The organism is Nonomuraea sp. B19D2 (assembly GCF_040137845.1).
In the GTDB taxonomy this organism is placed as follows: domain Bacteria; phylum Actinomycetota; class Actinomycetes; order Streptosporangiales; family Streptosporangiaceae; genus Nonomuraea.
In genome coordinates this window covers 198,650-220,175 of sequence record NZ_JBEFAK010000008.1, presented here as the reverse complement: position 1 = coordinate 220,175, position 21,526 = coordinate 198,650, and the positions used below count along the sequence as shown (strand labels likewise).

19 protein-coding genes are annotated in these 21,526 nt (G+C 69.4%); 14 read left to right on the top strand and 5 right to left on the bottom strand.

What is annotated here, in order from left to right:
* Nucleotides 1-343: 343 nt before the first annotated feature.
* Nucleotides 344-643 (bottom strand): hypothetical protein, encoded by a 300-nt coding sequence (locus ABN273_RS17890; RefSeq protein ID WP_349450017.1) that lies wholly within the window; start codon nt 641-643, stop codon nt 344-346.
* A gap of 111 nt (nt 644-754) precedes the next feature.
* Here ABN273_RS17890 and ABN273_RS17885 point away from each other — a divergent pair, with 111 nt between their 5' ends.
* From ABN273_RS17885 to ABN273_RS17875, 3 genes are read left to right on the top strand one after another with little or no spacing between them, the layout of a single operon-like run.
* Nucleotides 755-1,231, top strand: coding sequence for a GntR family transcriptional regulator (locus tag ABN273_RS17885; protein ID WP_349450016.1), 477 nt, complete (start codon nt 755-757; stop codon nt 1,229-1,231).
* Between the two features lie 41 nt (nt 1,232-1,272).
* Complete coding sequence (locus tag ABN273_RS17880) at nt 1,273-1,761, top strand: GntR family transcriptional regulator (RefSeq protein ID WP_349450015.1); 489 nt, start codon at nt 1,273-1,275, stop codon at nt 1,759-1,761.
* A gap of 40 nt (nt 1,762-1,801) precedes the next feature.
* On the top strand, nt 1,802-2,275 hold the full coding sequence (locus ABN273_RS17875; RefSeq protein WP_349450014.1) for a GntR family transcriptional regulator: 474 nt from the start codon (nt 1,802-1,804) through the stop codon (nt 2,273-2,275).
* Here the strand turns inward: ABN273_RS17875 and ABN273_RS17870 are convergent.
* From ABN273_RS17870 to ABN273_RS17860, 3 genes are read right to left on the bottom strand one after another with little or no spacing between them, the layout of a single operon-like run.
* Entirely contained in the window at nt 2,239-2,655 is a 417-nt protein-coding gene (locus ABN273_RS17870; protein ID WP_349450013.1) for an ASCH domain-containing protein, read from the bottom strand. The two genes, ABN273_RS17875 and ABN273_RS17870, sit on opposite strands and share 37 nt — an antisense overlap.
* 22 nt (nt 2,656-2,677) lie before the next feature.
* Nucleotides 2,678-3,700 (bottom strand): hypothetical protein, encoded by a 1,023-nt coding sequence (locus ABN273_RS17865; protein ID WP_349450012.1) that lies wholly within the window; start codon nt 3,698-3,700, stop codon nt 2,678-2,680.
* 46 nt (nt 3,701-3,746) lie between these two features.
* Nucleotides 3,747-4,643, bottom strand: a complete 897-nt coding sequence (locus tag ABN273_RS17860; RefSeq protein WP_349450011.1) for a DMT family transporter — start codon at nt 4,641-4,643, stop codon at nt 3,747-3,749.
* A gap of 25 nt (nt 4,644-4,668) precedes the next feature.
* Here ABN273_RS17860 and ABN273_RS17855 point away from each other — a divergent pair, with 25 nt between their 5' ends.
* The 9 genes from ABN273_RS17855 (at nt 4,669) to ABN273_RS17815 (ending at nt 16,450) form a co-directional block, all read left to right on the top strand.
* Entirely contained in the window at nt 4,669-6,066 is a 1,398-nt protein-coding gene (locus ABN273_RS17855; RefSeq protein ID WP_349450010.1) for an aminotransferase-like domain-containing protein, read from the top strand.
* 277 nt (nt 6,067-6,343) lie between these two features.
* A complete protein-coding gene (locus tag ABN273_RS17850; RefSeq protein ID WP_349450009.1) occupies nt 6,344-6,952 on the top strand; it encodes a GNAT family N-acetyltransferase in 609 nt (202 codons plus the stop codon).
* A gap of 14 nt (nt 6,953-6,966) precedes the next feature.
* Entirely contained in the window at nt 6,967-7,842 is an 876-nt protein-coding gene (locus ABN273_RS17845; protein ID WP_349450008.1) for a 1,4-dihydroxy-2-naphthoate polyprenyltransferase, read from the top strand.
* Nucleotides 7,843-7,872: 30 nt separating this feature from the next.
* Complete coding sequence (locus ABN273_RS17840) at nt 7,873-8,895, top strand: adenosine deaminase (RefSeq protein ID WP_349450007.1); 1,023 nt, start codon at nt 7,873-7,875, stop codon at nt 8,893-8,895.
* Between the two features lie 50 nt (nt 8,896-8,945).
* Nucleotides 8,946-10,196 (top strand): KAP family P-loop NTPase fold protein, encoded by a 1,251-nt coding sequence (locus ABN273_RS17835; RefSeq protein WP_349450006.1) that lies wholly within the window; start codon nt 8,946-8,948, stop codon nt 10,194-10,196.
* 1 nt (nt 10,197) lies between these two features.
* On the top strand, nt 10,198-11,178 hold the full coding sequence (locus tag ABN273_RS17830) for a hypothetical protein (protein WP_349450005.1): 981 nt from the start codon (nt 10,198-10,200) through the stop codon (nt 11,176-11,178).
* Complete coding sequence (locus ABN273_RS17825; RefSeq protein WP_349450004.1) at nt 11,171-13,852, top strand: hypothetical protein; 2,682 nt, start codon at nt 11,171-11,173, stop codon at nt 13,850-13,852. The genes ABN273_RS17830 and ABN273_RS17825 overlap by 8 nt, the downstream gene beginning before the upstream one ends.
* A 97-nt stretch (nt 13,853-13,949) precedes the next feature.
* Nucleotides 13,950-15,182 (top strand): FxsB family cyclophane-forming radical SAM/SPASM peptide maturase, encoded by a 1,233-nt coding sequence (locus tag ABN273_RS17820; protein WP_349450003.1) that lies wholly within the window; start codon nt 13,950-13,952, stop codon nt 15,180-15,182.
* Nucleotides 15,179-16,450: an HEXXH motif domain-containing protein gene (locus ABN273_RS17815; RefSeq protein ID WP_349450002.1), complete on the top strand. Its 1,272-nt coding sequence runs from the start codon at nt 15,179-15,181 to the stop codon at nt 16,448-16,450. The genes ABN273_RS17820 and ABN273_RS17815 overlap by 4 nt, the downstream gene beginning before the upstream one ends.
* On the opposite strand, the gene fxsT is transcribed toward ABN273_RS17815, so the two are convergent.
* Nucleotides 16,447-18,969 carry an FxSxx-COOH system tetratricopeptide repeat protein gene (gene fxsT / locus ABN273_RS17810; RefSeq protein ID WP_349450001.1) on the bottom strand — a complete coding sequence of 841 codons (2,523 nt, stop codon included), beginning with the start codon at nt 18,967-18,969 and terminating at the stop codon, nt 16,447-16,449. The two genes, ABN273_RS17815 and fxsT, sit on opposite strands and share 4 nt — an antisense overlap.
* 198 nt (nt 18,970-19,167) lie before the next feature.
* Here fxsT and ABN273_RS17805 point away from each other — a divergent pair, with 198 nt between their 5' ends.
* Together ABN273_RS17805 and ABN273_RS17800 are read left to right on the top strand one after the other, a co-directional pair.
* Complete coding sequence (locus ABN273_RS17805) at nt 19,168-19,326, top strand: FxSxx-COOH-like cyclophane-containing RiPP peptide (protein WP_349450000.1); 159 nt, start codon at nt 19,168-19,170, stop codon at nt 19,324-19,326.
* Nucleotides 19,327-19,492: 166 nt separating this feature from the next.
* Entirely contained in the window at nt 19,493-21,520 is a 2,028-nt protein-coding gene (locus tag ABN273_RS17800; RefSeq protein WP_349449999.1) for a tetratricopeptide repeat protein, read from the top strand.
* Nucleotides 21,521-21,526 lie beyond the last annotated feature (6 nt).

The window sequence follows — 21,526 nt, the reverse complement described above, 5'->3', positions numbered from 1 at the left end:
CCGGCGCGGAGGGCGGCAGACACGCCCGCCGGCGATGGTTACGTCCCGTCGAGTGGTGTAGAACCGGCCTCGAATGGCGCGTCGCCTTCAACGACAGCGGGCCACTGCGTGAGTCTCTGTGTGAGACCGCCAAGTGACACGCAGAGGAGAAGCACACGATGGCGCTGGACCAGCCTGCCCTGTTAGAGGTGCTGAAGGTACTCAAGACCTCCGAGGCGAGTGAACGGGAGCGGCAGCAAAGACACAGCTAACATTGGTGCCCGCCGCTGGGAGACGAACGGGACTGTCGGCCGTGTCCGCTTGTGGAAGAAGCCGAAATCCGGCAATGACGGCAAATTTGCGATCAACATGACGTCCCATCCAGCAATCTCGTCCAGGCGACCAGCGCTTTCGCGTAAATGGTCCGGTGGGTTTCCTCTATCACCACCTCTTCATCAATACGGCGAGACCTGCGAATGAAGTACTCACCGCCGCTCTGACACAGCTCGTAGCACGTCGGCGCGCAAGCACAGGTGTAATCCCGGACCCGTACGCGTTCGGCGAGCAGCCGCGCGGGGATCCAGCTCATGGTCAGGTGACCGGGACGGGGATCCGGCACGTGGGGTGCTAGGTGGCAGCAGGGCAGCCCAAGAGATTTGGTCATGGCCTGAACGATACGTCTAGTCGTCTCCTCCCGTCTATCAAGAAAGAGGACTCTGTCTAAAGAGACAGAACGATATGGGCGTTCTTGCACCTGTTGGTCTAAGTTGCAGGCGTGCTCGACTACGACGGAGACACTCACATCTACCTCCAGATCGCCAAGATCCTTCGGGAGCGAGTCTCTGGACTCGCGTCTGGACACCCCGTCCCGAGCGAGGCGGACATTCAGCAGGAGTTCGGAGTCGCGAGGACCACCGCCAGGCGGGCGGTTCACGTGCTGCGCGAGGAAGGGCTCATCTACACCGTTCAGGGCGAAGGGGCCTTTGTCGGCGGACCAGACGAAGCCCCTCGCAAGCAGCGGAAAGTCCCGCTGTACCAGCAGATCGCGACGGACATCGCCGAGCAGATCAAGGCGGGACAGTTCTCGCCGCGACGGCCTATACCGGGCGAGTCAGCACTGGTGGAGCAGTACAGCGTGGCCCGGGAGACGGTGCGGCGGGCCATGGCGCTCCTCAGGGAGCAAGGATGGATCTACACTGTCGCGCAGCGGGGCAGTTACGTGTCACCGAAGGAGTCGTGGCCCCAGGTCTGACTCTCCTCGACTGCTTGTATCCAGACGTCTACTCTATGAGCATGCTCGACCGTTACGGGCCTGTCCCAATCTACGTGCAGATCGCCGACGCGATTCAAGAGCAGATCAACGGTGGGCGATTGCGAACCGGCGAGGCCGTGCCGAGCGAGGCGGCCATGGAAGCGACGTTCGGCGTCGCGAGATCGACCGCACGCAATGTGGTTCGAGAACTGCGCGAGCGTCGACTCGTTCACACCGTTCAAGGCGAAGGCACATATGTCGGGCCCATGGGTGTTCCACGGATAAGGCAGACGAAGGCCCTTTATCTGGAAATCGCCGATGATATCGCTGCAAGAATCAGGCGTGGCGAGCTCCGGCCGAGGCGCTCGATCTCGAGCGAGAAGACTTTGATGCTGCGACACGGAGTCGCCAAGGTCACGGTCCGGAAGGCCGTAGCACATCTGAGGGAGCAGGGTTGGGTGTTCACCGTCCCACATAGGGGAACATATGTGAATGAGCCCGAAAAGTGGCCTGCAAATAAGGGCGCTTAATGGCTCTTCCTTTGACCGTGAGCTTGGATATCCTTGAGGGGTGCTGGATCGCTCGGGTGGCACCTACCTCTATGTTCAGATCAGCGAAGTCCTCAAGGCACGCATAATTGAGGGGCTCTCCCCGGGAGATGTCCTGATCAGCGAGGCAGGGATCCAGCGGGAGTTCCGTGTTGCGCGCACGACCGCGCGCAGGGCGATTCGCGTGCTACGCAATCAAGGGCTGGTCCACACGCGCCAAGGCGGGGGCACGTTCGTGAGCGCTCCCGGTGCGGCAGAGGCCGACCAGGTTCCGTTGTACCGGCAGATCGCCGAGCTGATCCGCAAGCGCATCGAGGCGGGTGAGCTGCCTGCGCAACGCCCGCTTCCGAGTGAGGTCACGCTGGTGCGCCAGTACGGCGCCGCACGTGAGACCGTACGGCGGGCCATAGCGCTGCTCCGTGAGCAGGGGTGGGTCTTCACCATTCCGCACCGCGGCAGCTACGTCTCGCCCGAGGACCGCCGCCCCCCTTCCTGACCGACCAGGCGGAACCACAGGCAGACCACCGTCGTCGAGTCCGCCACCTCGTAGCCCTGCCCGGCCCAGTAGCGGCGGTGGGTTTCGCGCCAGTGCTCCACCGAGCGGTAGCCCTCGCCTTCCGCCTGGGCGAATTCCCAGGCGACCTCCGCGAACGGCGTCAGCTCCACCCTGGTTATTTCTATTTCCGCCGCCTTCGCGCCCGCGTTGTCCGCGACGGCCAGGCGCTCGCCGACGTGCTCCACCTCCTCGCCCTCGGCGTGGTAGTCGAGCGGCAGGAGCCCGGCCGTGGCCGTTTTCTCGCCTGACAGCACCAGCCCGGTCAGCCAGATACGGAGTTCGCCGGGCGTGCCGAACTCCATCACTCTCATTCCGTCCATGCGAGGCCACATGGTGTGCATGTTAGAAGACCGGAATAATGTCCTCCGGGTCGATGAAGTCCACCTGCACGCCTTCCAGGTCCAGCTCCGGAATGGCGGGGAAGGCGATGCCCCAGCGCTCCACGATCGCGCGGATCCTGGCCATGGCCACGCGCCAGTTCTCCGCCTGTTCCTCGTACGACAGGACGCCGAGGCCCGCCTGCCTGGCGTGGTCCATGAGGACGCGGTGGTTGGGCAGGAAGTACGGCGGGAGATCCCAGAAGCCTTCCGGCGGCTCCCAGAGGATCATGCTGAGGAAGACGAAGCCGGCTCTGAGCTGCCGGGTGATGAGGGTACGGGTGTCGTCGGTGAGCCCGGGCCATTCGTTCTCCAGGATCGTCATGCAGATCTGGAGATGGCGGGACTCGTCGCGCCCTATTCGCTGGAACATCTCGCCGAAGACGGGATGCCGGGTGCCGGAGGCCATGCCCCTGAAGAGCGTCGAGGCGGCCATCTCCCCCATCATGAAACTGGTGAACAGGACCGGCAGCGAATATTTGCCGACGGCCGAGTTGTAGCCGTTCCAGTAGCGGCCGCCGTTGTGGTAGAGCCAGCCGATGTTGTTGCGGGCGGCCGATTCGAGGTCGTCGGAAGGGGTCCAGTTGAGCGGGCCGCCTGGCCAGAGTTTGGCGATGGTGCGCTGGCAGCACTCCTCGTGGTTCATCTCGTCACGGGTGATCGAGAAGAAGCACTTCCTGACCGGGTCCTCTTCGTGCTTCTCGAAGGCCTGGATTGTGGCGCGGGCGAACACGGCCGGTCCCGACGCGTCGAAGTTCGCCAGGACCGCGAACCAGTACATGATGCCCAGGCGCTGTTCCCGGGTGAAGTCGTCCGGGTCCAGGCCGTCCCAGGGCAGGTCGGCCGGGTTCCAGACCATGCGTTTGGACTTTTCGTAGATGGCGGCGAGTTTCTCGGTCTCGACCCGCCATTCCATGGGATAGATGTTCGGCTGCGGGATCTCCGGCGCAGGCCAGAAGCCGCCCTCTGGGATCGTGAGGTCCGCCATGGTTGTGACACCTCCTCTCTCATCCTGCTGGGCGGCGTCACGGCTTTCAAGTACGGGCGCGCTGGGTGATGGCCACGCAAACGAGCACGGCCAGGGCCGCGACCACCGTGGCCGGCCCGAATCGCTCGCCCAGCAGGACCCAGGCCCACAGGAGGTTGAGTAGGGGCTGGGTGAGCTGGGTCTGGCCCGCCCTGGCGATGCCGCCCTTTGCCAGGCCCGCGTACCAGGGGAAGAAGCCCAGGAACATCGAGATGAGTGATACGTACGCGAAGCCCGCTATCGCCTGTGGGGTGGGATTGACTGGGGTGGCGATGGCTATTGCCGTGGCCATGGGGACCGTCAGGGGGAGGGAGAAGACGAGGGCGCGGGAGATCACCTGCCAGCCCGGGGTCTCCCTGGACAGGCGGCCGCCTTCCGTGTAGCCGATGGCCGCCGAGATCACGGCGCCGACCAGGAGCAGATCGGGCCAGGTGGCCTTTGCCTGATGCTGGGTGAGGGTGAAAGCGGTTATGGCGATCGCGCCTGCCGCGCAGGCCACCCAGAAGAGGGGGCGGGGGCGTTCGGCCGCCTTCAGGACCGCGCAGACGGCGGTGGCTGCCGGGAGGAGCGCGATCACCACCGCGGAGTGTGCGGTGCTCGCACCCATGGCAAGGGCCAGGCCACTGAAGACGGGGAAGCCGAAGACGACGCCCAGGGAGATCAGGGCGTACGCCGGCCACTCATGCTTCGGGGGGATCAGTCGGTTCTTGGTGACTTTCAGGCAGGCCACTGCCACCGCTCCGGCCACGGCTGCCCGGCCTATCGCGACCAGCCACGGGTTGACGCCTTGCATGGCATAGACGGTGGCCGGCAAGGAGCCGGAGAACGCCAGGACGCCCAGGAAGGCCAGGGCCGTGCCCTGACGGGCACGCCCCTCCGCCCGGGGGAGTGCTACTCCGTCCACGAGAGTAGCGCTATTCTGACTTTTCATGAACAACGATAGCAGTATCGCCCAGATAGCGACGGTGCTGCGCGAGGAGGCCGTACGGCTCGGTCCTGGGGCGCGGCTGCCGTCCAGCCGGGAGATCATGCGGCGGCACAACGTCAGCCCCGTCACCGTGTCGCGGGCCATCGGGCAGCTGGCCGCCGAGGGCCGGGTGGTCGCGAAGCCCGGCAGCGGGGTGTTCGTGACGCCGCAGGTCACCGGTGGAAGGGAGGCTGCCGACCTCTCCTGGCAGACCGTGGCGCTCGGGGACCGGGTCGTGGACGGAGAGCCCGTGGCGTCGCTGCTCGCGGGGGCGGCCGACGGGGTGGTGCCGCTGACCGGCGGATATCTGCCGGCGGGGCTGCGGCCGGACAAGCAGCTGGCCGCCGCCGCGGCACGCGCCGTGCGCAGGCCGGACGCCTGGGCCATGCCGCCGCTGGCGGGCCTGCAAGAGCTGCGGCGGTGGTTCGCGAGGCAGGCAGGGGGTGACGTGACCGCGGCCGACGCGTTGATCGTGAGCGGCGGGCAGGCGGCGCTCACGCATGCCTTCAGGGCTCTGGGCGCCCCGGGCACGCCGGTGCTGGTCGAGACGCCCACCTATCCGGGGGCGCTCTCGGCGGCCAAGGCGGCCGGGCTGCGGGCCACGGCCGTCCCCATGGACAGGGACGGCGTACGTCCGGAGCTGCTGGCCGAGGCGTTCGCCGTCACCGGCGCACGGGTCTTCTTCTGCCAGCCCACGCTGCACAACCCGACGGGTGCCACTCTGCCGGTGGCGCGCAGGGAGCAGGTGCTGCAGGTCGCCAGGGCGGCGGGGGCGTTCGTGATCGAGGATGACTTCGCCCGTTATCTGACCGAGCAGGCGCCTCCTTCCCTGGCGTCCATGGATCAGCACGGCACCGTCGTCCACGTGAAGTCGTTGACGAAGATCCTGTCGCCGAGCATGCGGGTGGCGGCGGTCATCGCCAGAGGGCCCGCCGCCCACCGGCTGCGGGCGAGCCAGCTCGTGGAGTCGTTCTTCGTGGCGCGGCCGCTGCAGGAGACGGCGCTGGAGTTCGTGGGGTCGCCGGCCTGGCCGCGGCATCTGACGGCCGTGCACGCCGAGATCAGGACCAGGCGCGACGCGCTCGCGACCGCTCTCGCCACCCGCATGCCGCAGGCGGAGGTGCATCTGCTGCCCATCGGCGGGATGCACCTGTGGGTCCGGCTGCCCGCCGAGGTCGACGAGAACGCGCTGGTCGAGGCCGCCAGGCGGAACGGGGTGCTGGTGAGCCCCGGCAGGATGTACTACCCGTCCGAGCCGCCGGGGCCCAGGATCCGGATGACGCACATGGCCGCCGCCCACCAGGCGGAGCTGCATGAAGGAGTGCGGCGACTGGCCCAGACGTTGGCTGAGGTCTCATAGCCGGGCGACGCGCGCGGACGCTGGCCGAGGTCTCACAGCCAAGCGGCTCGCCCAGACGTTGGCCGAGGTCTCGTAGCCAAGCGACTCGCCCAGACGTTGGCCGAGGTCTCAAAGCTGGGCGACTCGCCCAGACATGGCTGAGGTCCCGTTGTCGACACGCCGCGTCTTGCCAGAGATCGCCGAGGAAGAGGGGTTCGCGTCGTCTCCAAGGGCCAAACACCGATACGGTGTAACTCGTGCCTTGTGGCACGAACGGCAGGCGAAGGAGCGGGCCGAGATGGCAGACGTAGGCGTCCGGGCGGCCCGGCGCGAGGATGTGCTCCAGGTTGCGAATTGTCAGATCCGCGCCTGGCGCTACGGCTATCGGGATTTCCTCCCCGAAGGCCCACTCGAGCAGATGACCGGCCCGGCAGCCGAGAAGATGTGGCTCCGCCAGTGGGACGAGGCGATCGTCGCCCCGCCCACCGCCAGGCACCGTGTCCTGGTGGCGGTGGAGACCATCCTCGACACCGAGGGCTTTCCCGCCCTCGGCGCGGGCGGGAGCGCCGCCCTGACCACCCCCCGGGGCGGCGAGCGCGTGGTGGGGCTGGCCTCGCACGCTCCCGCCGAGGATCCCGACCTGGACCCCACCGTGGTGGCCGAGATGCTGACGCTGCTGGTCGACCCCGATTTCGTGCGAAGGGGCCACGGCAGCCGGCTGCTCAACGCGACCGTCGACTACCTGCGCGAGGACGGCTTCCGGCAGATCGTCACCTGGGTGTTCGCCGACAACTACGCGGTGCTCGGCTTCCTGGAGTCAGCGGGCTGGGGCGAGGACATGGCCGAGCGCGTGCTGGACATGGGCCGCCCGATCAGGATGGTCAGGCTCACCACGGACATCAGCTAGAGGACTAGACACATATGGCAACCCCCGCCCAGTGGATCGCCGGCGCACGCCCGCGTACCCTCCCGAACGCCGTCGTGCCTGTCATGGTGGGCACCGGAGTGGCGATCGGGCAAGGCGGATTCGTGTGGTGGCGGGCGGTCCTGGCACTGTTCGTGGCGCTTTCGCTGCAGATCGGCGTCAACTACGCCAATGACTACAGCGACGGCATCCGCGGCACCGACGACCAGCGGGTCGGCCCGATGCGGCTGGTGGGCTCGCGCGCGGCCGCGCCGCGCCAGGTGCTGATCGCCGCGCTGGGCTCTTTCGCGGTCGCGGCGGTGCTGGGGCTGGTGCTGGTCGTCGTCACGCAGGCGTGGTGGATCCTGCTGGTGGGCGCCGCGTGCATCGCCGCCGGCTGGTTCTACACGGGCGGCAAGCGCCCGTACGGCTACCGCGGGCTGGGCGAGCTGGCCGTGTTCGTGTTCTTCGGCGTCGTGCCCGTGGTGGGCACGGCGTACGTGCAGACGGAGTCGCTGAGCTGGCCCGCGTTCTTCGCCTCGATCCCGGTCGGGCTGCTCTCGTGCTCGATGCTCGTGGTCAACAACCTGCGTGACGTCGGGACGGACGGCCAGGCGGGCAAGCGCACGCTGGCCGTGATGCTGGGGGCCGAGCGCACCCGTACGCTCTATGTGGCCTGCCAGGTGGTGCCGTTCGTGGTGGCGCTGGCCATGATCCCGCTCACGCCGTGGGCAGCGCTCACCCTGCTGGCCGTGCCCCTGGCGATCCCCGCGATCAGGACCGTGCGGGCCAAGGCGGTGGGCCCGGCGCTGATCGCGGTGCTGCAGCAGACGGGCAAGCTGCAGATGGCGTACGGGCTCCTGTTCGCGGTCGGTCTCGCCATCGTCTTCTAGGCCGGGCCTGGATCTTCTAGGCTTGGGCGGGTGAAGGACTTCATCGCGGGACTCCCCAAGTGCGAGCTGCACCTGCACATCGAGGGCACGCTGGAGCCGGAGCTCAAGTTCGAGCTGGCCGAGCGCAACGGCCTGGAGCTGCCGTACACCTCCGTCGAGGCGATGCGGGCCGCCTACGACTTCGACGACCTGCCGTCCTTTCTCCGGATCTACTACGAGGGCATGCAGGTGCTGCGCACCGAGCCCGACTTCTACGACCTGGCCATGGCCTATTTGCGCAAGGCCGCCGAGCAGAACGTCCGCTACGCCGAGATCTTCTTCGACCCGCAGGCCCACACCTCGCGCGGCGTGCCGTTCGACGTGGTGATCAGGGGCCTGCGGCGGGCGCTGATGGACGCCGAGGCGCGGCTCGGGGTGCGGGCCCAGCTCATCATGTGCTTCCTGCGCGACTTCCAGGCCGAGTACGCGATGGCGACGCTGCTGGAGTCGCTGCCGTACAAGGAGTGGATCGTGGGCGTGGGGCTCGACTCCGACGAGAAGGGCAACCCGCCGGCCAAGTTCGCAGCGGTCTACGAGCGCGCCAGGCAGGAGGGCTATCTCCTCACCATGCACTGCGATGTCGACCAGGACGACTCGGTCGAGCACATCCGCCAGGCCGTGGAGGACATCGGCGTCAACCGCATCGACCACGGCGTCAACATCCTGGAGGACCAGCGGCTGGTCGCGGTGGTGCTGGAGCGGGGCATGGGGCTCACCTGCTGCCCGATCTCCAACGGCTACGTCACCGACTCGATGAAGGCCGAGGGCATCCGCAAGCTGATGGACCTGGGCGTCCGGGTGACGATCAACTCCGACGACCCCGCCTATTTCGCCGGCTACGTCGGGGAGAACCTCGAAGCGCTCCAGGAGGCGCTCCGGCTCACCCGTGCGGAGCTGGCCCAGCTCGAACGGAACGCCTTCGAGATCACCTGGCTGCCCAGGCATCTCAAGGACGCCTACCTGGCCGAGGTCGACGCATACCTCGACGCGAAAGGCGATATCACAGTTCAATAACCCGTGATATTCGGCGGTGCGGACGATGCATCCTCTTACTAGGGGGAATCATGGCCGATATCGCAATGCTCTCGGACGCGCCGGTGGATTGGCGTGGGGATCTGCTGCAGTTTCGGCGATACGTCGACCCGCTGGTTTCGGTCATTACCAATCCCCGCACCCAGACGCCTTTCACCATCGGCGTTTTCGGCGCGTGGGGAAGCGGGAAGTCGACCCTGCTGCAAATGGTCGACCAGCGGCTCCTCGACCGGCACGGCGCGGAGTTCGTACGCGTGCATTTCAACCCCTGGGTGCACCGCCGCGAGCCCGAGATGCTCCTCCCCCTCCTGAATGCCTTGCACACGGCGCTGGACCAGGACCCCGCGCACCGCTTCGCCGACAGCGTCAAGCGGCTCGGCGTCATCATGCTGAACCTCGCCGCCGACGAGCTGCTGAAGCGGATCAACGTGGGCTCCGCGAGCGTGGAGAAGATCGGCAAGCTTGCCCAGCAGTACGCCGAGATCCGCGGCCAGGTCGACAGCCAGACCGGCCGCCTGCGCGGGCTCCTGCAGGAAGAGGCCGACCGCCTGGCCGAAAAGGGCCGAAAAATCATCTTCTTCGTTGACGACCTCGACAGGTGCGAGCCCGACCAGATCATCGACGTGCTCGAGTCGATCAAGCTCTTCCTCGACCTCAAGAACGTCTTCGTGCTGATCGCGCTGTCCAAGGACGTGGTCGACCGCGGGGTGTCGGTGAAGTACAAGCCGTTCGACTTCCCCGATCACGCCGTCATCGCCGACGACTACCTCGACAAGATGATCCAGCTGCCGCTGCACCTCTACCCGATCGGATCGGCGGAGGTGGGCGACTTCATCCGCGGCTCGCTGCTGGGCGATCTCGCGGGCAGGCACGTCGCGACGCTGGAGCGGATCGTCGCGCCGAACCCGCGGAAGATCAAACGCGTGCTCAACCTGCTGCGGGTGACGGAGGCCATCATCGAGGGCACGCCGAGCCTGGCCGGATTACAGCCCGACCTCGTCGTGCGCCTGGTGGTGCTGCGCGTGCAGAGCCCCGAGCTGTTCATGGACGTCGTGCGGCAGCCGGCGCTGCTGGTGGCACTGGAGCTGGTCTACCAGGACAAGCTGGCGACCGACGCGCTCAGGGGATTCCAGCTGCGCTTCGGCGCGCGGGCCGAGGAGATCCAGGGCTTGACGAAGGCCTACCACGGCAGACACGGCTTCCTCGCGCCGCTGTTCGCCGGCTCGGCGTTCGAGCCGGCCGCCGCCGAGCTGCCCGACTACCTGACCATGATCGGCGGGTGAGATGCACCCCGCCGACGCCCGCTACGAGCTCTACGGCCTGCAAGGCAACCCCTACGCCGTCGGGCCCCTGGACGCCGTCTCCTGCGACTCGGATCGCGAGATGCTGCTCGAGCTGGCCGGCATCCGCATGTCGGCGATCGAAGAGGCCGTCGAGCGGGCGGTCGCCAGGAAGCGGCCCGCCTTCTTCCTGATCACCGGGGTGGGCAAGAGCGGCCGGACCTCGCTGGCCAACCACGTGATGCGCCTCTACCGCGACGCCTGCGACAAGCCCGGCTACACGTTCGTCACCCATTACGCCGAGCCCGAGGACATGACGCACGACGCGTACGCGCAGATGTGCTCCACGCTGCTCGACCTGCGCAACAAGATGAACGAGTGCGCGATCAAGATCCCTGACGAGCTCCGCGCCCGCTTCACCGAGCTCAGCCGGCGCAGCAGCACCGACCCGATGAACGAGTACGACCTGCAGGAACTCGCCGGCTTCGCCGGTGCCACGTTCGCCGCCGCGAACGTCGGCTTCGGCGTCCGGTACGAGGGTGTGCCGGCCGGCAAGCTGATCTGGCTGGCCATGAAGGTGTTCGAGAGCACGAGCACGGTCGTCGTCTTCGTCGTGGACGCCTACGACCACGCGAACACCGCCCGGCTGACCATGGCCGACCGGGAGCGGTTCGCCGCGCGGGGGCACATCGTGGACCTGGGCGCCCTGACCCCGGAGCAGATCACCGAGCTGGCCCGCCGCCGGTGGAACGGCCGGCCGCCCCCGCCCTTCCACGAGGAGGGGCTCAGGGGCGCGCTGAGCGGCCGCACGTACACCGTGGGCCAGGCCATGCGGCGCCTGGAGCTGCTGCTCGAGTTCCGCCTCAGAGAGTACGAGAAGGACGACCCGTGGCCGACGGCCGACCTGCACATGCCCGAGAACTGGCTGCGGCTCAGGATCTGGCAGGGCGAGAGATGGAACGGGCTTGGAGGCACCCATGGCTGACTACCCCCGCCGCAATCCCTTCCCGGCCCGGGGCACCTCCAGCGCGGAGGAGACCTCCCTGCCCAGCTTCCTGAGCGACTGGTCGCGCCTCACCCCCACCGCGATCCTCCCGGGCGTGCGCGGGGCCCTGCGGGCGGCCAGGGCGTACCTCGACGGCTTCCCGCGCGACGGCGGGCTCAGCTGCCTGTACGGCGCCCACGGCATCGGCAAGACGCATGCCGCCCGCCACATGATGGCGTTCGTCCACGGCGCGAACCCCGAGGCGGTCCAGGTCTACCTGCGCTTCCAGGAGGACGACTTCGTCGCGGCCTACCGCCGCCTGGTCTCCCAGCTGCCGCAGCCGCTGCTGGCCGACCTGAGCCTGAGCTACCTGAACACGATCGAGGGCGACCTGGCCGCCAGAACGGCGGGTGACCTGGTCGCCGCCGAGGGCGAGCCGGCGGAGCTGATCGGCGCCGACCAGGTCGAGTCCGGGGAGGTGCTGGAGGAGCAGGCCAAGGAGATCGCCGCCGTGGCGGGCGACGCGCCGCGGTTCCAGCGGGCGCTGTCGTACCTGATCAGGCCCGGCTACTCCGAGGCCGCCTACGACTGGTTGTGCGGCAAGCCGATCAGTGCCGACGCCGCGGCGGCGATCGGGGTGGGCGGCCAGATCGACGACCCCCTGACCTGCCGCTACGGCCTGCAGCTACTGACCACGCTGGTGACCAGGGGCGGGCGGCCGTTTGTGGTGGTGCTCGACCAGTGCGAGAAGTTCCTGCTGGAGGACGGCGAGCCGGTGCCCGCGAACGCCGGCCTCCTGCAGAGCCTGGTCGAGGTGATCCCGCAGGCCTCCGGCATGCTCCTGCTCGTGACCAGCGAGAGCGGATGGCACGGCATGCCGCAGGACCTGCGCCAGCGGCTCGACGCCGGCGCCTGCCACATGCTGCCGCTCACGCCGGACGAGGCGCGGCAGGTGCTCTCGGCGTACATCGGCGCCGCGGTCAAGGGCGCCTCCGACGGCATCCGGCCGTTCACCGAGAAGGGCCTGCTGGAGCTGCTGCGTCACAGCGGCGGCAACATCCGCCTGCTGCTGCAGCTGGCCTGGTCGAGCTTCGAGGCCGCGGCGCCGCGCTCGGCGCCGATCGACGCCGCAGTGGTCGCCGGCGCGTCGTCCCGCCACAGCCGCTCCCCCAGCCTCGCCCGTCTGGCGATGCTCGTCGAGAACGAGCTGCGCACGGGCGGGCTGGCCGCCGAGCGGGTCGAGGAGAACGGCCGGATCATGTCGTTCCAGCTGCCCGACCGGCGCGAGCCGCGAGTGGTGATCAAGTTGTCCGAGGCGGTGTTCTTCGACGACGAGGCGCTCAACGCGACCGAGCTCGTCGGCTCCGCCGCCCGCTCGGCCTTCACGGCGCTGCTGGTCACGGGGTACGTCAGCCCGCCAGTGCTGGACGCGCTGCGTGGCGTGCTGCCCGAGGTGCTGGTGGCCGACGGCTCCGCCGGCTTCGCCCGCGAGCTGCACGGGCTCGTCGAGCGGATCGCCTCCATGCCCGCAGAGGCCGGCCGGCCGGGCGAGCTCGACCTGGCCACGCGGGCGCGCCTCGAGGAGCTGTACGTCGGCCGGCTCGGTGAGGCGGCGGCGCTCCGCCACGAGCTCGCCAAGCTGGCCGAGCGGCTCGAACAGGACCAGCGCAGACCGCCTCCCGGCTGGCCCGCCCGGCGCGCGGACCTGGTGGAACGCATCTCCCAGGTCAGGGCCGAGCGGGCCGCGGCCGACTGGGAGGAGTTCCGCAGGAGCCGCACCGACGTCGTCAACCGGCGGGAGACGCTGCTCGGCTGGCTGGCCGTGGCCATCGGTGCGGCGGGGGTACTGATCGCCATCGCGCTGGCGACCGCTTCGGTCAGTTCGATCCCGCTGAGCGCGGCGCTGCTGGCGGGGGCACTCGGCGCGGCGGGCGGCGCGATGCTCGCCCAGAACAGGCTGGCCGCGGCCGGGGTGAGCCACCCGAAGGCGATCCTGCAGTCGGAGCGCGACCTCGACCGGCTGGCCCGCGAGACGGTGCCGGACGCGCGCGCCGTCGACCCGCTCAGGCGCTACGCCTACGCGCTCAAGACGGACCCGGACGAGGCGTATCCCGAGCTGGCGGAGGCCCTGCTGTGCGAGTCGCTGCCCCTCGTCAGGCAGGCCATGGGCCGCCGCCTGGCCGCCTCCGCCCGCCCGCTCGCGGACTGCGTGCCCGAGGTGCTGCGCGGGCGGCGCGAGGGCGTCCCCGAGGTCCTGCTGCTGCTGGCGCGCAGGCAGCGGCGCACCGAGTCGGACCGGCCGCCGCGCGTGCTCCGCGACCTGCCGCCCGAGCTGCGCGTGCTCGTCGCGCTCGCCAACCCGGACACGCTCGACCTGGCCGACGGCGCGGTCACGCAGCAACCCGCCGACCTGGCGCTGGAGGCGCTCGGCGTACGCGGGCCGCAGCACCCCCTCGCGCGGGCCTTCCGCGGGGTCGTGGCCCAGACCGCGCCGATCGAGATCCCGCCGAACGCGCTCAGGGCCACCGCGCACCTGCTGTCTCCGCTGGAACGCGACGGGCTCGGCACATACGACTGGCTTCCAGTGATCACAAAAGTAGATGATCTATACCTATTTTTCGAGGAATTGCTGTATTACCAAGAAGAAATTCGTCCCAGCAGCCATAAATCTTGACTAGCCATCGAAGTCGTGAGACATAGGGACCGGGGGCCAGCGCCGTTTCCCGCTCATCGAGCCCAGGATGGGACGCACGACGCATAAGGGGTGGCCGTTGTTAGGAAGCCCTGATTCGCAGCCGCTGCTCACCGGGGGATTCCCCGAATTGCTCGACGTCGGGGCGCTGCTGGCCGGCGGCTGGAAACCGCTGGCGTTCCAGCAGTACATCCTGAAGATCCACAGCCGCTGCGATCTCGCCTGCCGCCACTGCTACGTGTACGAGATGGCGGACCAGAGCTGGCGCGATCAACCCCGCAGGATGTCCGACGCCATCGCCGACCGGGCCGTCGAGCGGATCGCTGAGCACGCCACCCGTCACGACCTGCCGGAGATCGACGTCGTCCTGCACGGCGGCGAGCCGCTGCTCGCGGGGCCCGAGCTCATCTCCCGGCTGGTACGCGGCATCAGAGGCGCGGTCACCACCGGCACCAGGGTCAACGTCAACATCCAGACCAACGCGGTCCGGCTGGACGAGGAGTACCTGCGGCTGTTCGAGTCGCTGGAGATCCGCGTCGGGGTGAGCATGGACGGCTACGCGGAGGGCCACGACCGGCACCGCCGCTTCGCCACCGGGCGCGGCAGCCACGCCCTGGTCAGCGAGTCGCTGCGGCGGCTGACCGCGGGGCCCTACCACCACCTGTTCAGCGGGATCCTGTGCACGGTGGACGTGCGCAACGATCCGCTGCGCACGTATGAGGCGCTGCTGGAGTACGACCCGCCCGCGATCGATTTCCTCCTCCCGCACGGCAACTGGGCGACGCCGCCCCCGTTCCGCGTGCCGGGCTCACCCGAGACGCCGTACGCCGACTGGCTGATCACGATCTTCGACCGCTGGTACGACAGCCCGGTCCTGCAGACCGAGATCCGGCTGTTCCGGGAGATCATGCGCCTGCTCATGGGCGGCCACTCCCGGGCGGAGGCCGTCGGGCTGTCGCCGATCCGCATGATCGTGATCGAGACCGACGGCGGCATCGAGCAGTCGGACATCCTGAAGAGCGCCTACCACGGCGCGCCCGAGACCCGGCTGCACGTCCTGCGGAACCCGCTGGACGAGGCGCTGCGGCATCCGTCGATCGTGGCGCGGCAGATCGGCGAGCTTGCGCTCTCCCCCGACTGCCGCAGCTGCGACCTGGTGTCCACCTGCGGCGGCGGCCTGTACGCCCACCGTTACAGCCCCGGTGCCGGCTTCGCCGAGCGCTCCGTCTACTGCCCCGACCTGTACCGGTTGATCTCGTACATCGGCGCGCGCTGCGAGCGGGACGTGGCGCGGCTGCGGGGAGCCGGATGAGCCCGTCCCCGCACCGGATCTCCGTCACGTCGTTCGCCGGGCTGGCCGCCGGCGAGGGCGGCGCGCAGGCCGTGGCCGAGCTGTGCGCCGCGCAGGAGAGCAAGCACCGCCTGCTGGTACGGCTGCTCGTGGCCGAAGCAGGGGCACACCGGCACGGCGCCCTCGTGGCACGCGCCTATGAGGCGCTGTCACAGATGGAGGCGGACGCCCCTGAGGAGGTCGGCCGCCTGCTGCGCCACCCCGCGCTGGGCTCATGGGCGCTGAGCACATGCCAGGGCCACGCGGAGCCCGGGCGGCTGGCGGCGGTCGCGCTGGCCCTGGCCGTGCGCACGCGTACCGCCTGCCGCCTGGAGGTGCCGGTCGGCGGCTCGCTCATGCTGCCGTCGATCGGCCTGCTGAGCCTGCCCGGCGACCTGCCGGAGGTGGCCGAGGTGACGGTCGAGCCCGCGGCGGGCGGGGCCGAGCTGCGGGTCGGCGGCCGTACGTACCTGGTGGACGTGTCGGGCGACCGGCCGGGCTGGCAGGTCCTCCACCGCGTCTCCGTCGCGCCCGGCGTGAGCATGACCATCGACGACCTCGACCCGTACCGCTGGCCTGGAGACGACGCCGACGGGCGCCTGACCGGCGAGCGGCGGCGCAGGTGGGCCTCCTGCCTGCACGAGGCGTGGGAGATCCTGCGCTCGCGCCACCGGACCGTGGCGGGCGAGGTGGCCGCCGCGGTCTCGGTGCTCACGCCCGTGGTCGCCCGCTCGGCCGAGCAGTACAGCGCGTCGGCGCGGGTCACGTTCGGCACGATCGCGCTGTCCGACCCCATCGACGGCATCGGCATGGCGCTGACCCTCGCCCACGAGCTCCAGCACGCCAAGCTGGACGCGCTCAGCGCGGTGGTGGAGCTGACCCTGCCCGACGACGGGCGCCGCTTCTACGCGCCCTGGCGCCCGGACCCGCGCCCGCTCTTCAGCCTGCTGCACGGCGCGTACGCGCACGCGGGGGTGGCCGGGTTCTGGCGGCGGCACATCCAGGACGCCGAGCACGGCCCGCGGGCCCAGGTCGAGTTCGCCCGCTGGCGCGAGGCCGCGCACCAGGCGACCGGGACGCTCCTGGACAGCGGCGGGCTGACGGAGCCCGGCACCCAATTCGTGGCCACGCTGCGCGACACGCTGGGCCGCTGGCGGGCCGAGCCGGTGACGCCCGACGCCGCCGCCCAGGCCCGCCTGCAGTCCGAGCACCACAGGGAGGCCTGGGTCAGGACGAACACCCAGGTCTAGATGGGCGGCGGGTCGAAGTCGCTGTTGAGCCGCTCGCCGGCGAGCACCGAGAGGGTCTCGGGGTGGTCGCGCCCGAGCACCGCGTCCAACCGCCGCGTCGTGTCCGACAACAACTGCTCGGCCTCCTTCTCCGCCCCCGTGGCCCGCAGGTCGAGGCTCAGGTTGGCGGCGCACACGAGGCTGAGATAGTGGTCGGGGTGGAAGGACGCCCGGATCCGCCGGTGGTTCTCCTCGCCCAGGCGGCGGGCCTCGTCGTGCAGGCCGAGCGCGGCCAGGTCGTTCTGCAGGTTGATGGCGCAGCTGACGGTGTAGTCGTGGTCGCGGCCGAGCCGCTCGGTGAGGCCGGCCAGGGCCCGTTCGCTGATCTCGCGTGCTTTGGCGGGATCGCCGTTCAGGCGCGTGAGCAGCGCCAGGTTGACGTTGCACGCGTGGGTGAACGGGTGCTCGTTGCCGAACACGTCGGGATAGTGGTCGAGCCCGCGCTTCGCCATCCGCAGCGCCTCTTCGATCTCGCCGTCGGCGCGCAGTGCGTTGGACAGGCCGATGGCCGCGGCCATCGTGTCGGCGTGCACGTCTCCGTACAACCGGTGCAGACGGGTGTGGGTGCTCCTCATGAGCTCCAGGGCCTCGCCCAGCCGCCCGCTCCTGCGCAGGGAGATCGCGTAGTCCTTGGCAGCCAGCAGGGTGATGGGGTGGTCGTCGCCGAGCTGCGCCACGCCGTACGCGTACGCCTCCTCGGCCACGTCGGTGGCCACCTCGAACTGGCCGCTCAGCCGCACGGCCCGGCTCAGGTTGCTCCACGCGGTGAGCAGGACGCGGCGCCCGATGCCTTCCCGGCTGCTCATGTGGAGGTACGCCTCCTGGAGCAGTTTGCTGGCCTTGTTGTAGTCGCTAGTCAACGCGTAGTCGACCGCCAGGTTGTTACGGGCCTGCAGAGTGTCGGGGTCGTCCCGCTTGTCGGGAGTCCGCTCGTATGCCTCGAGCAGCTCCTGGTCGCTCTGCCGTGCCTGGAAGAACTCACCACGGCCACGAAGCGCCGCCGCGTAGCTCTTCTTCGCCCACAGCGTCTCAGGACGGTCGGGACCGAGCTCCTCGGTCATCACCTGCAAGGTCTCCGACATGAGCTCGGATGCCCTGGTGTAGAAGGTCAGGCCCAGGTAGACGAGGCCCAGGTGGATGCGGGCTTTCAGCACGTCTGCATGCCGGGGGCCGCTGTCCTGCGTCCACTTCGCGATGTACTGGTCAAGCAGCGCCTGCGCCTGCTTGTAGCTGCCGCGCACGTACAGGTAGCGCACGAGGTCGAGGGCGAACTTGCGCACGGCCGGCACCGTGCACTCGATGAGCCCGGAAGGCTCGAGGTGGGCCGCCAGCTCCTCGAACCGGGACCACCTGGCCGTGTCGTCGGGGTCGCTCGGGGCGGTGCCCGCCAGCAGCATGTGCACCTCGTGGCGCAGCTCCTCGCGGTCCTCGGGGCTGGTCTCGTCGCGGAGCAGCGCCTGGTTGAGGCGGTGGACCTGGAGGGTGCGGGTGGACGGCTCCACCTTGACCAGGGCGAGGCGCTCGAGATTGCTCAGCGCGTTGGTGAGCATGATCGGGTCGGACAGGATCTGTGCCAGCCGCGGGCCCACCGCCTGGTTGCCCCGTCGGAAGACGTCGCGCGGGATGGGCTCGGGGCCGAAGAACGCACAGCAGCGCAGCACCTCGACCGCCGCCGGCACGCGGTCTTCGAGCTGCGAGACCGACACCTGCCACGCCGCCGTCATGGACTGCGGATAGGTCGGCGACTTCTCCAGGTTGAGCACGGCGCCCGTCCGCTGCTTCACCAGGCCGACGTACTCGTCGACCGGCATCAGCGTGCGTGACAACAGGGCGGCGGCCTGCTCCAGCGCGAGCGGGAGGTCGCCGAGCACCTCCGCCACCTGGTTGGCCTCCGGCTCGGTCACCGCGCCAGCCAGGCGCTTGAGCAGGAACGCCATGCTCTCCTCGCGCTTGAACACGTCGACGGCGACCGTGTCCTCGTAGTCGCTCCAGCGCGAGTTGCGGGAGGTGATGATGACGTGGCCCGTCCCTCTGGGAATGTAGTCCTTGATCAGGTCGGGCTCCTCGGCGTTGTCGAAGATCATCAGCCAGCTGCGGTAGGGCACCCCGCTCTGCAACGCGCGCAACACCGACTGCGCCGCCTGCTCCACCCCGGTGCTGGTGGCGGGCGGCAGGCCGAGCGCCGTGGCCATCGCGGCCAGCGCCGACGGCACGAGCATGGGCTGGTCGGCCGACACCCACCAGACCAGGTCGTAATGGGTGCGGTACTGCCAGGCGTACTCGACGGCGAGCTGCGTCTTGCCCACACCGCCGAGGCCCTGCAGCGCCATGGGCTGCGCCACCACGGCGGTCACGGGGCTGATGCTCTTCCTCAGGGCGAGCAGCAGGTCCGCACGGCCGGTGAAGTTCGGATTACGCTTCGGGACCCGTTCCCAGACTTGCGGCGCCCGCGCCGCCATGGAGTGCGAGTTTTCCGACACGTCGATCCTCCGCTCCACACCCGAACAGGTTCGATATCTGTATGGCCCCATCGTAAAGGTTGATTAGTCGGGCGGATTATCACAGAATAAATACACATAAAAAATCTTGCTCGACCCGGTCGGGCGGGACCTGTACGCACGCTCATAAGCGCCCACATGTCACCCAGCATTCGGGTGACCGAAAAGGACGGAGTGCACATGCGTGACGGGCAGTATGGCTCAGGCAAGCTGATCGACGTGACAGCGGTTTCCCTGCGCAATCTCCACGAGATGGACAGCGCCGCGCTCCGGGAAGTGCTGACCTCGTGCCTGACCGACGACAAGGAGCAAATGGCACGCTTCTCGAGCTCCATTTAAGACAGACTCCGCATATCCCACCAGCGAGCCTGAAACCGGGCACGCCCGGGCGACAATTCGTCGCCGCGGGTGGGTGTGCCGGCCGCGCCGGACGTGCAAGGATATCGATCTCCTTGACCGTCACGCAGGAAATGTGCGCTGAAACGCGGCTGCGGAGGGGATCGCCATGACGACTTCCGGCATGGGTGCGCAGGCGGCGCCGGGACCGTACAAAGGTCCGCGCGCTTTTCGCGCCGAGGACCGCCATCGATTCTTCGGGCGTGGCGCCGAATCCCACGAGGTGCGAAAGCTCTGGCGGGAGCAGCGACTGACCGTCCTGTACGGCGCCTCGGGGATCGGGAAGACCTCGCTGCTCCAGGCGGGCGTCGTGCCGCTGTTCAGTCCGGGCGAGGCCGACATCCTCCCGCTCGGCCGGGTGTCCTATGGGTCGTCCTTTCCGCGGGCCGCGCTGCCGGCCCACAATCCGTACGTTCTCGCGCTGCTGATGTCGTGGACGCCGCCGGCGCCGCCCACCCGGCTGACGGGCATGACGATTCCGGCGTTCCTCCGGTCCCGGCCGGTCAAGCGCGACGCCTTCGGTGCGCCGACACCTGTCCTGATGGCCATCGACCAGGCCGAGGAGCTCTTCACCGGCGGGCAGCGGCATCAGCCGTACCGGCGCTGGTTCTTCGGCCAGCTCGCCGAGGCGCTGAGCGAGAACCCCCACCTGCGCCTGCTGATGTCGATCCGCGCGGACCGGCTCGCCGATCTGCTGAAGCACGAACGCGAGCTCGCCCGCCTCGTGCTGGACGACCGGGAGAGCGAAGACTCGAGTCTGGAGCGCTACGCCCTGGACGCGCTGGGCTTCGACGGCGCGCTGGAAGCGGTCACCAGGCCGGTGGAGGGCACGGGGCGCGCGTTCGCCGAGGGTGCGGCCGAGCAGGTGGTGCGGGACCTCATCGCGATCAGGGCCCGGTCGGGCAGCGGGCAGCGGGCGCAGGCGGTGGAGCCGGTCCAGCTGCAGGTGGTCTGCGAGTCACTGTGGAGATCTCTGTCCCCGGAGACCACCGAGATCAGAAGGGGCGACGTGCTCCGGTACGCCGACAGGGCGCTGTCCGAGCACTATGCCAGAGAGATCCGGGCGATCGCCGTCGAACGGTTCAACGGCGACGCGCGCCGGCTGACGACCTGGCTGCGGCTGACCTTCCCCGGCCGGGCCGGGGGTGGGCCGCAGGCCGTCCGGCAGAGCGCGATCAGGTCGGCGGGGGTCGGCAAGACCGTGATCGCCCTGCTGGTGAAGCGCCGTCTTCTCCGGGCCGACGAGCATCTGGGCAAGAGCTCGTACGAGCTGGCGTACGACCGGCTGCTCCAGCCGGTCAAGCAGGACGAGCAGAGCGTGGAGGCCATCCCCGTCGAGCTGCGCTCCGCGGACTGCCTCCGCGAGGCGGAGGGCGCGCTGCGCGAGGGCGATCTCTTCCTGGCCGCCAGGCTCGGCGAGGAGGCGCTGGCCCGTGCGCATGAGCACGACCTCACGCTGCGCGCGCAGATCGAGTCGCTGCTCGGCAACGTCGCCCATCAGCACGGAGACCTGGACAAGGCCATCGCCCACTACGGCACGGCGGCCAGGAGCTTCGAGACCGCCGGGACGGCGTCCGCCGTCGGGCCCCTGCTCACGGCCATCGGGAGGCTGCGGCTGGCGCAGGGCTCGCCCGCCGCTGCCGTACGCGAGTTGCACGCCGCGATGATCCGGGTGCCGGCGGATCTGACGATCCAGACGGAGCTGGCCTGGGCACTGTGGCAAGGCGGACATCCGGACGCGGCCGTGGGCGTGCTCAACGGCGTGCTCGACAGGGAGGGCAACAACACCGACGCCCTGCTCGGCCGCGGCCAGATCCTGGCCGGCATGGGCCGGCCGCAGGCCGCGCTGCGCGATCTCGACCGGGCGGGGCCGCTGCGCTGGCCGTTCGCCAAAGTCGCGCACGCGCTCGCGCTCGCGCAGACCGACAGCATGCAGGAAGCCCAGCAGGAGATGGTGGAGGCCCTGACCGAGGCCATGGACCACGGGCCGGTGCTGCTGTACGCGGCGCGCGTGGAGGAGCTGGCGGGCAAGACCACCTCAGCCGCGGCGCTGGCCCAGCAGGCCATCGCGGCCTCGGCCCCCGCGATACCCGAGCACATGACCGAGGACGCCCGGCGGCTGGCCGGCGTCGGGTGAACGCCC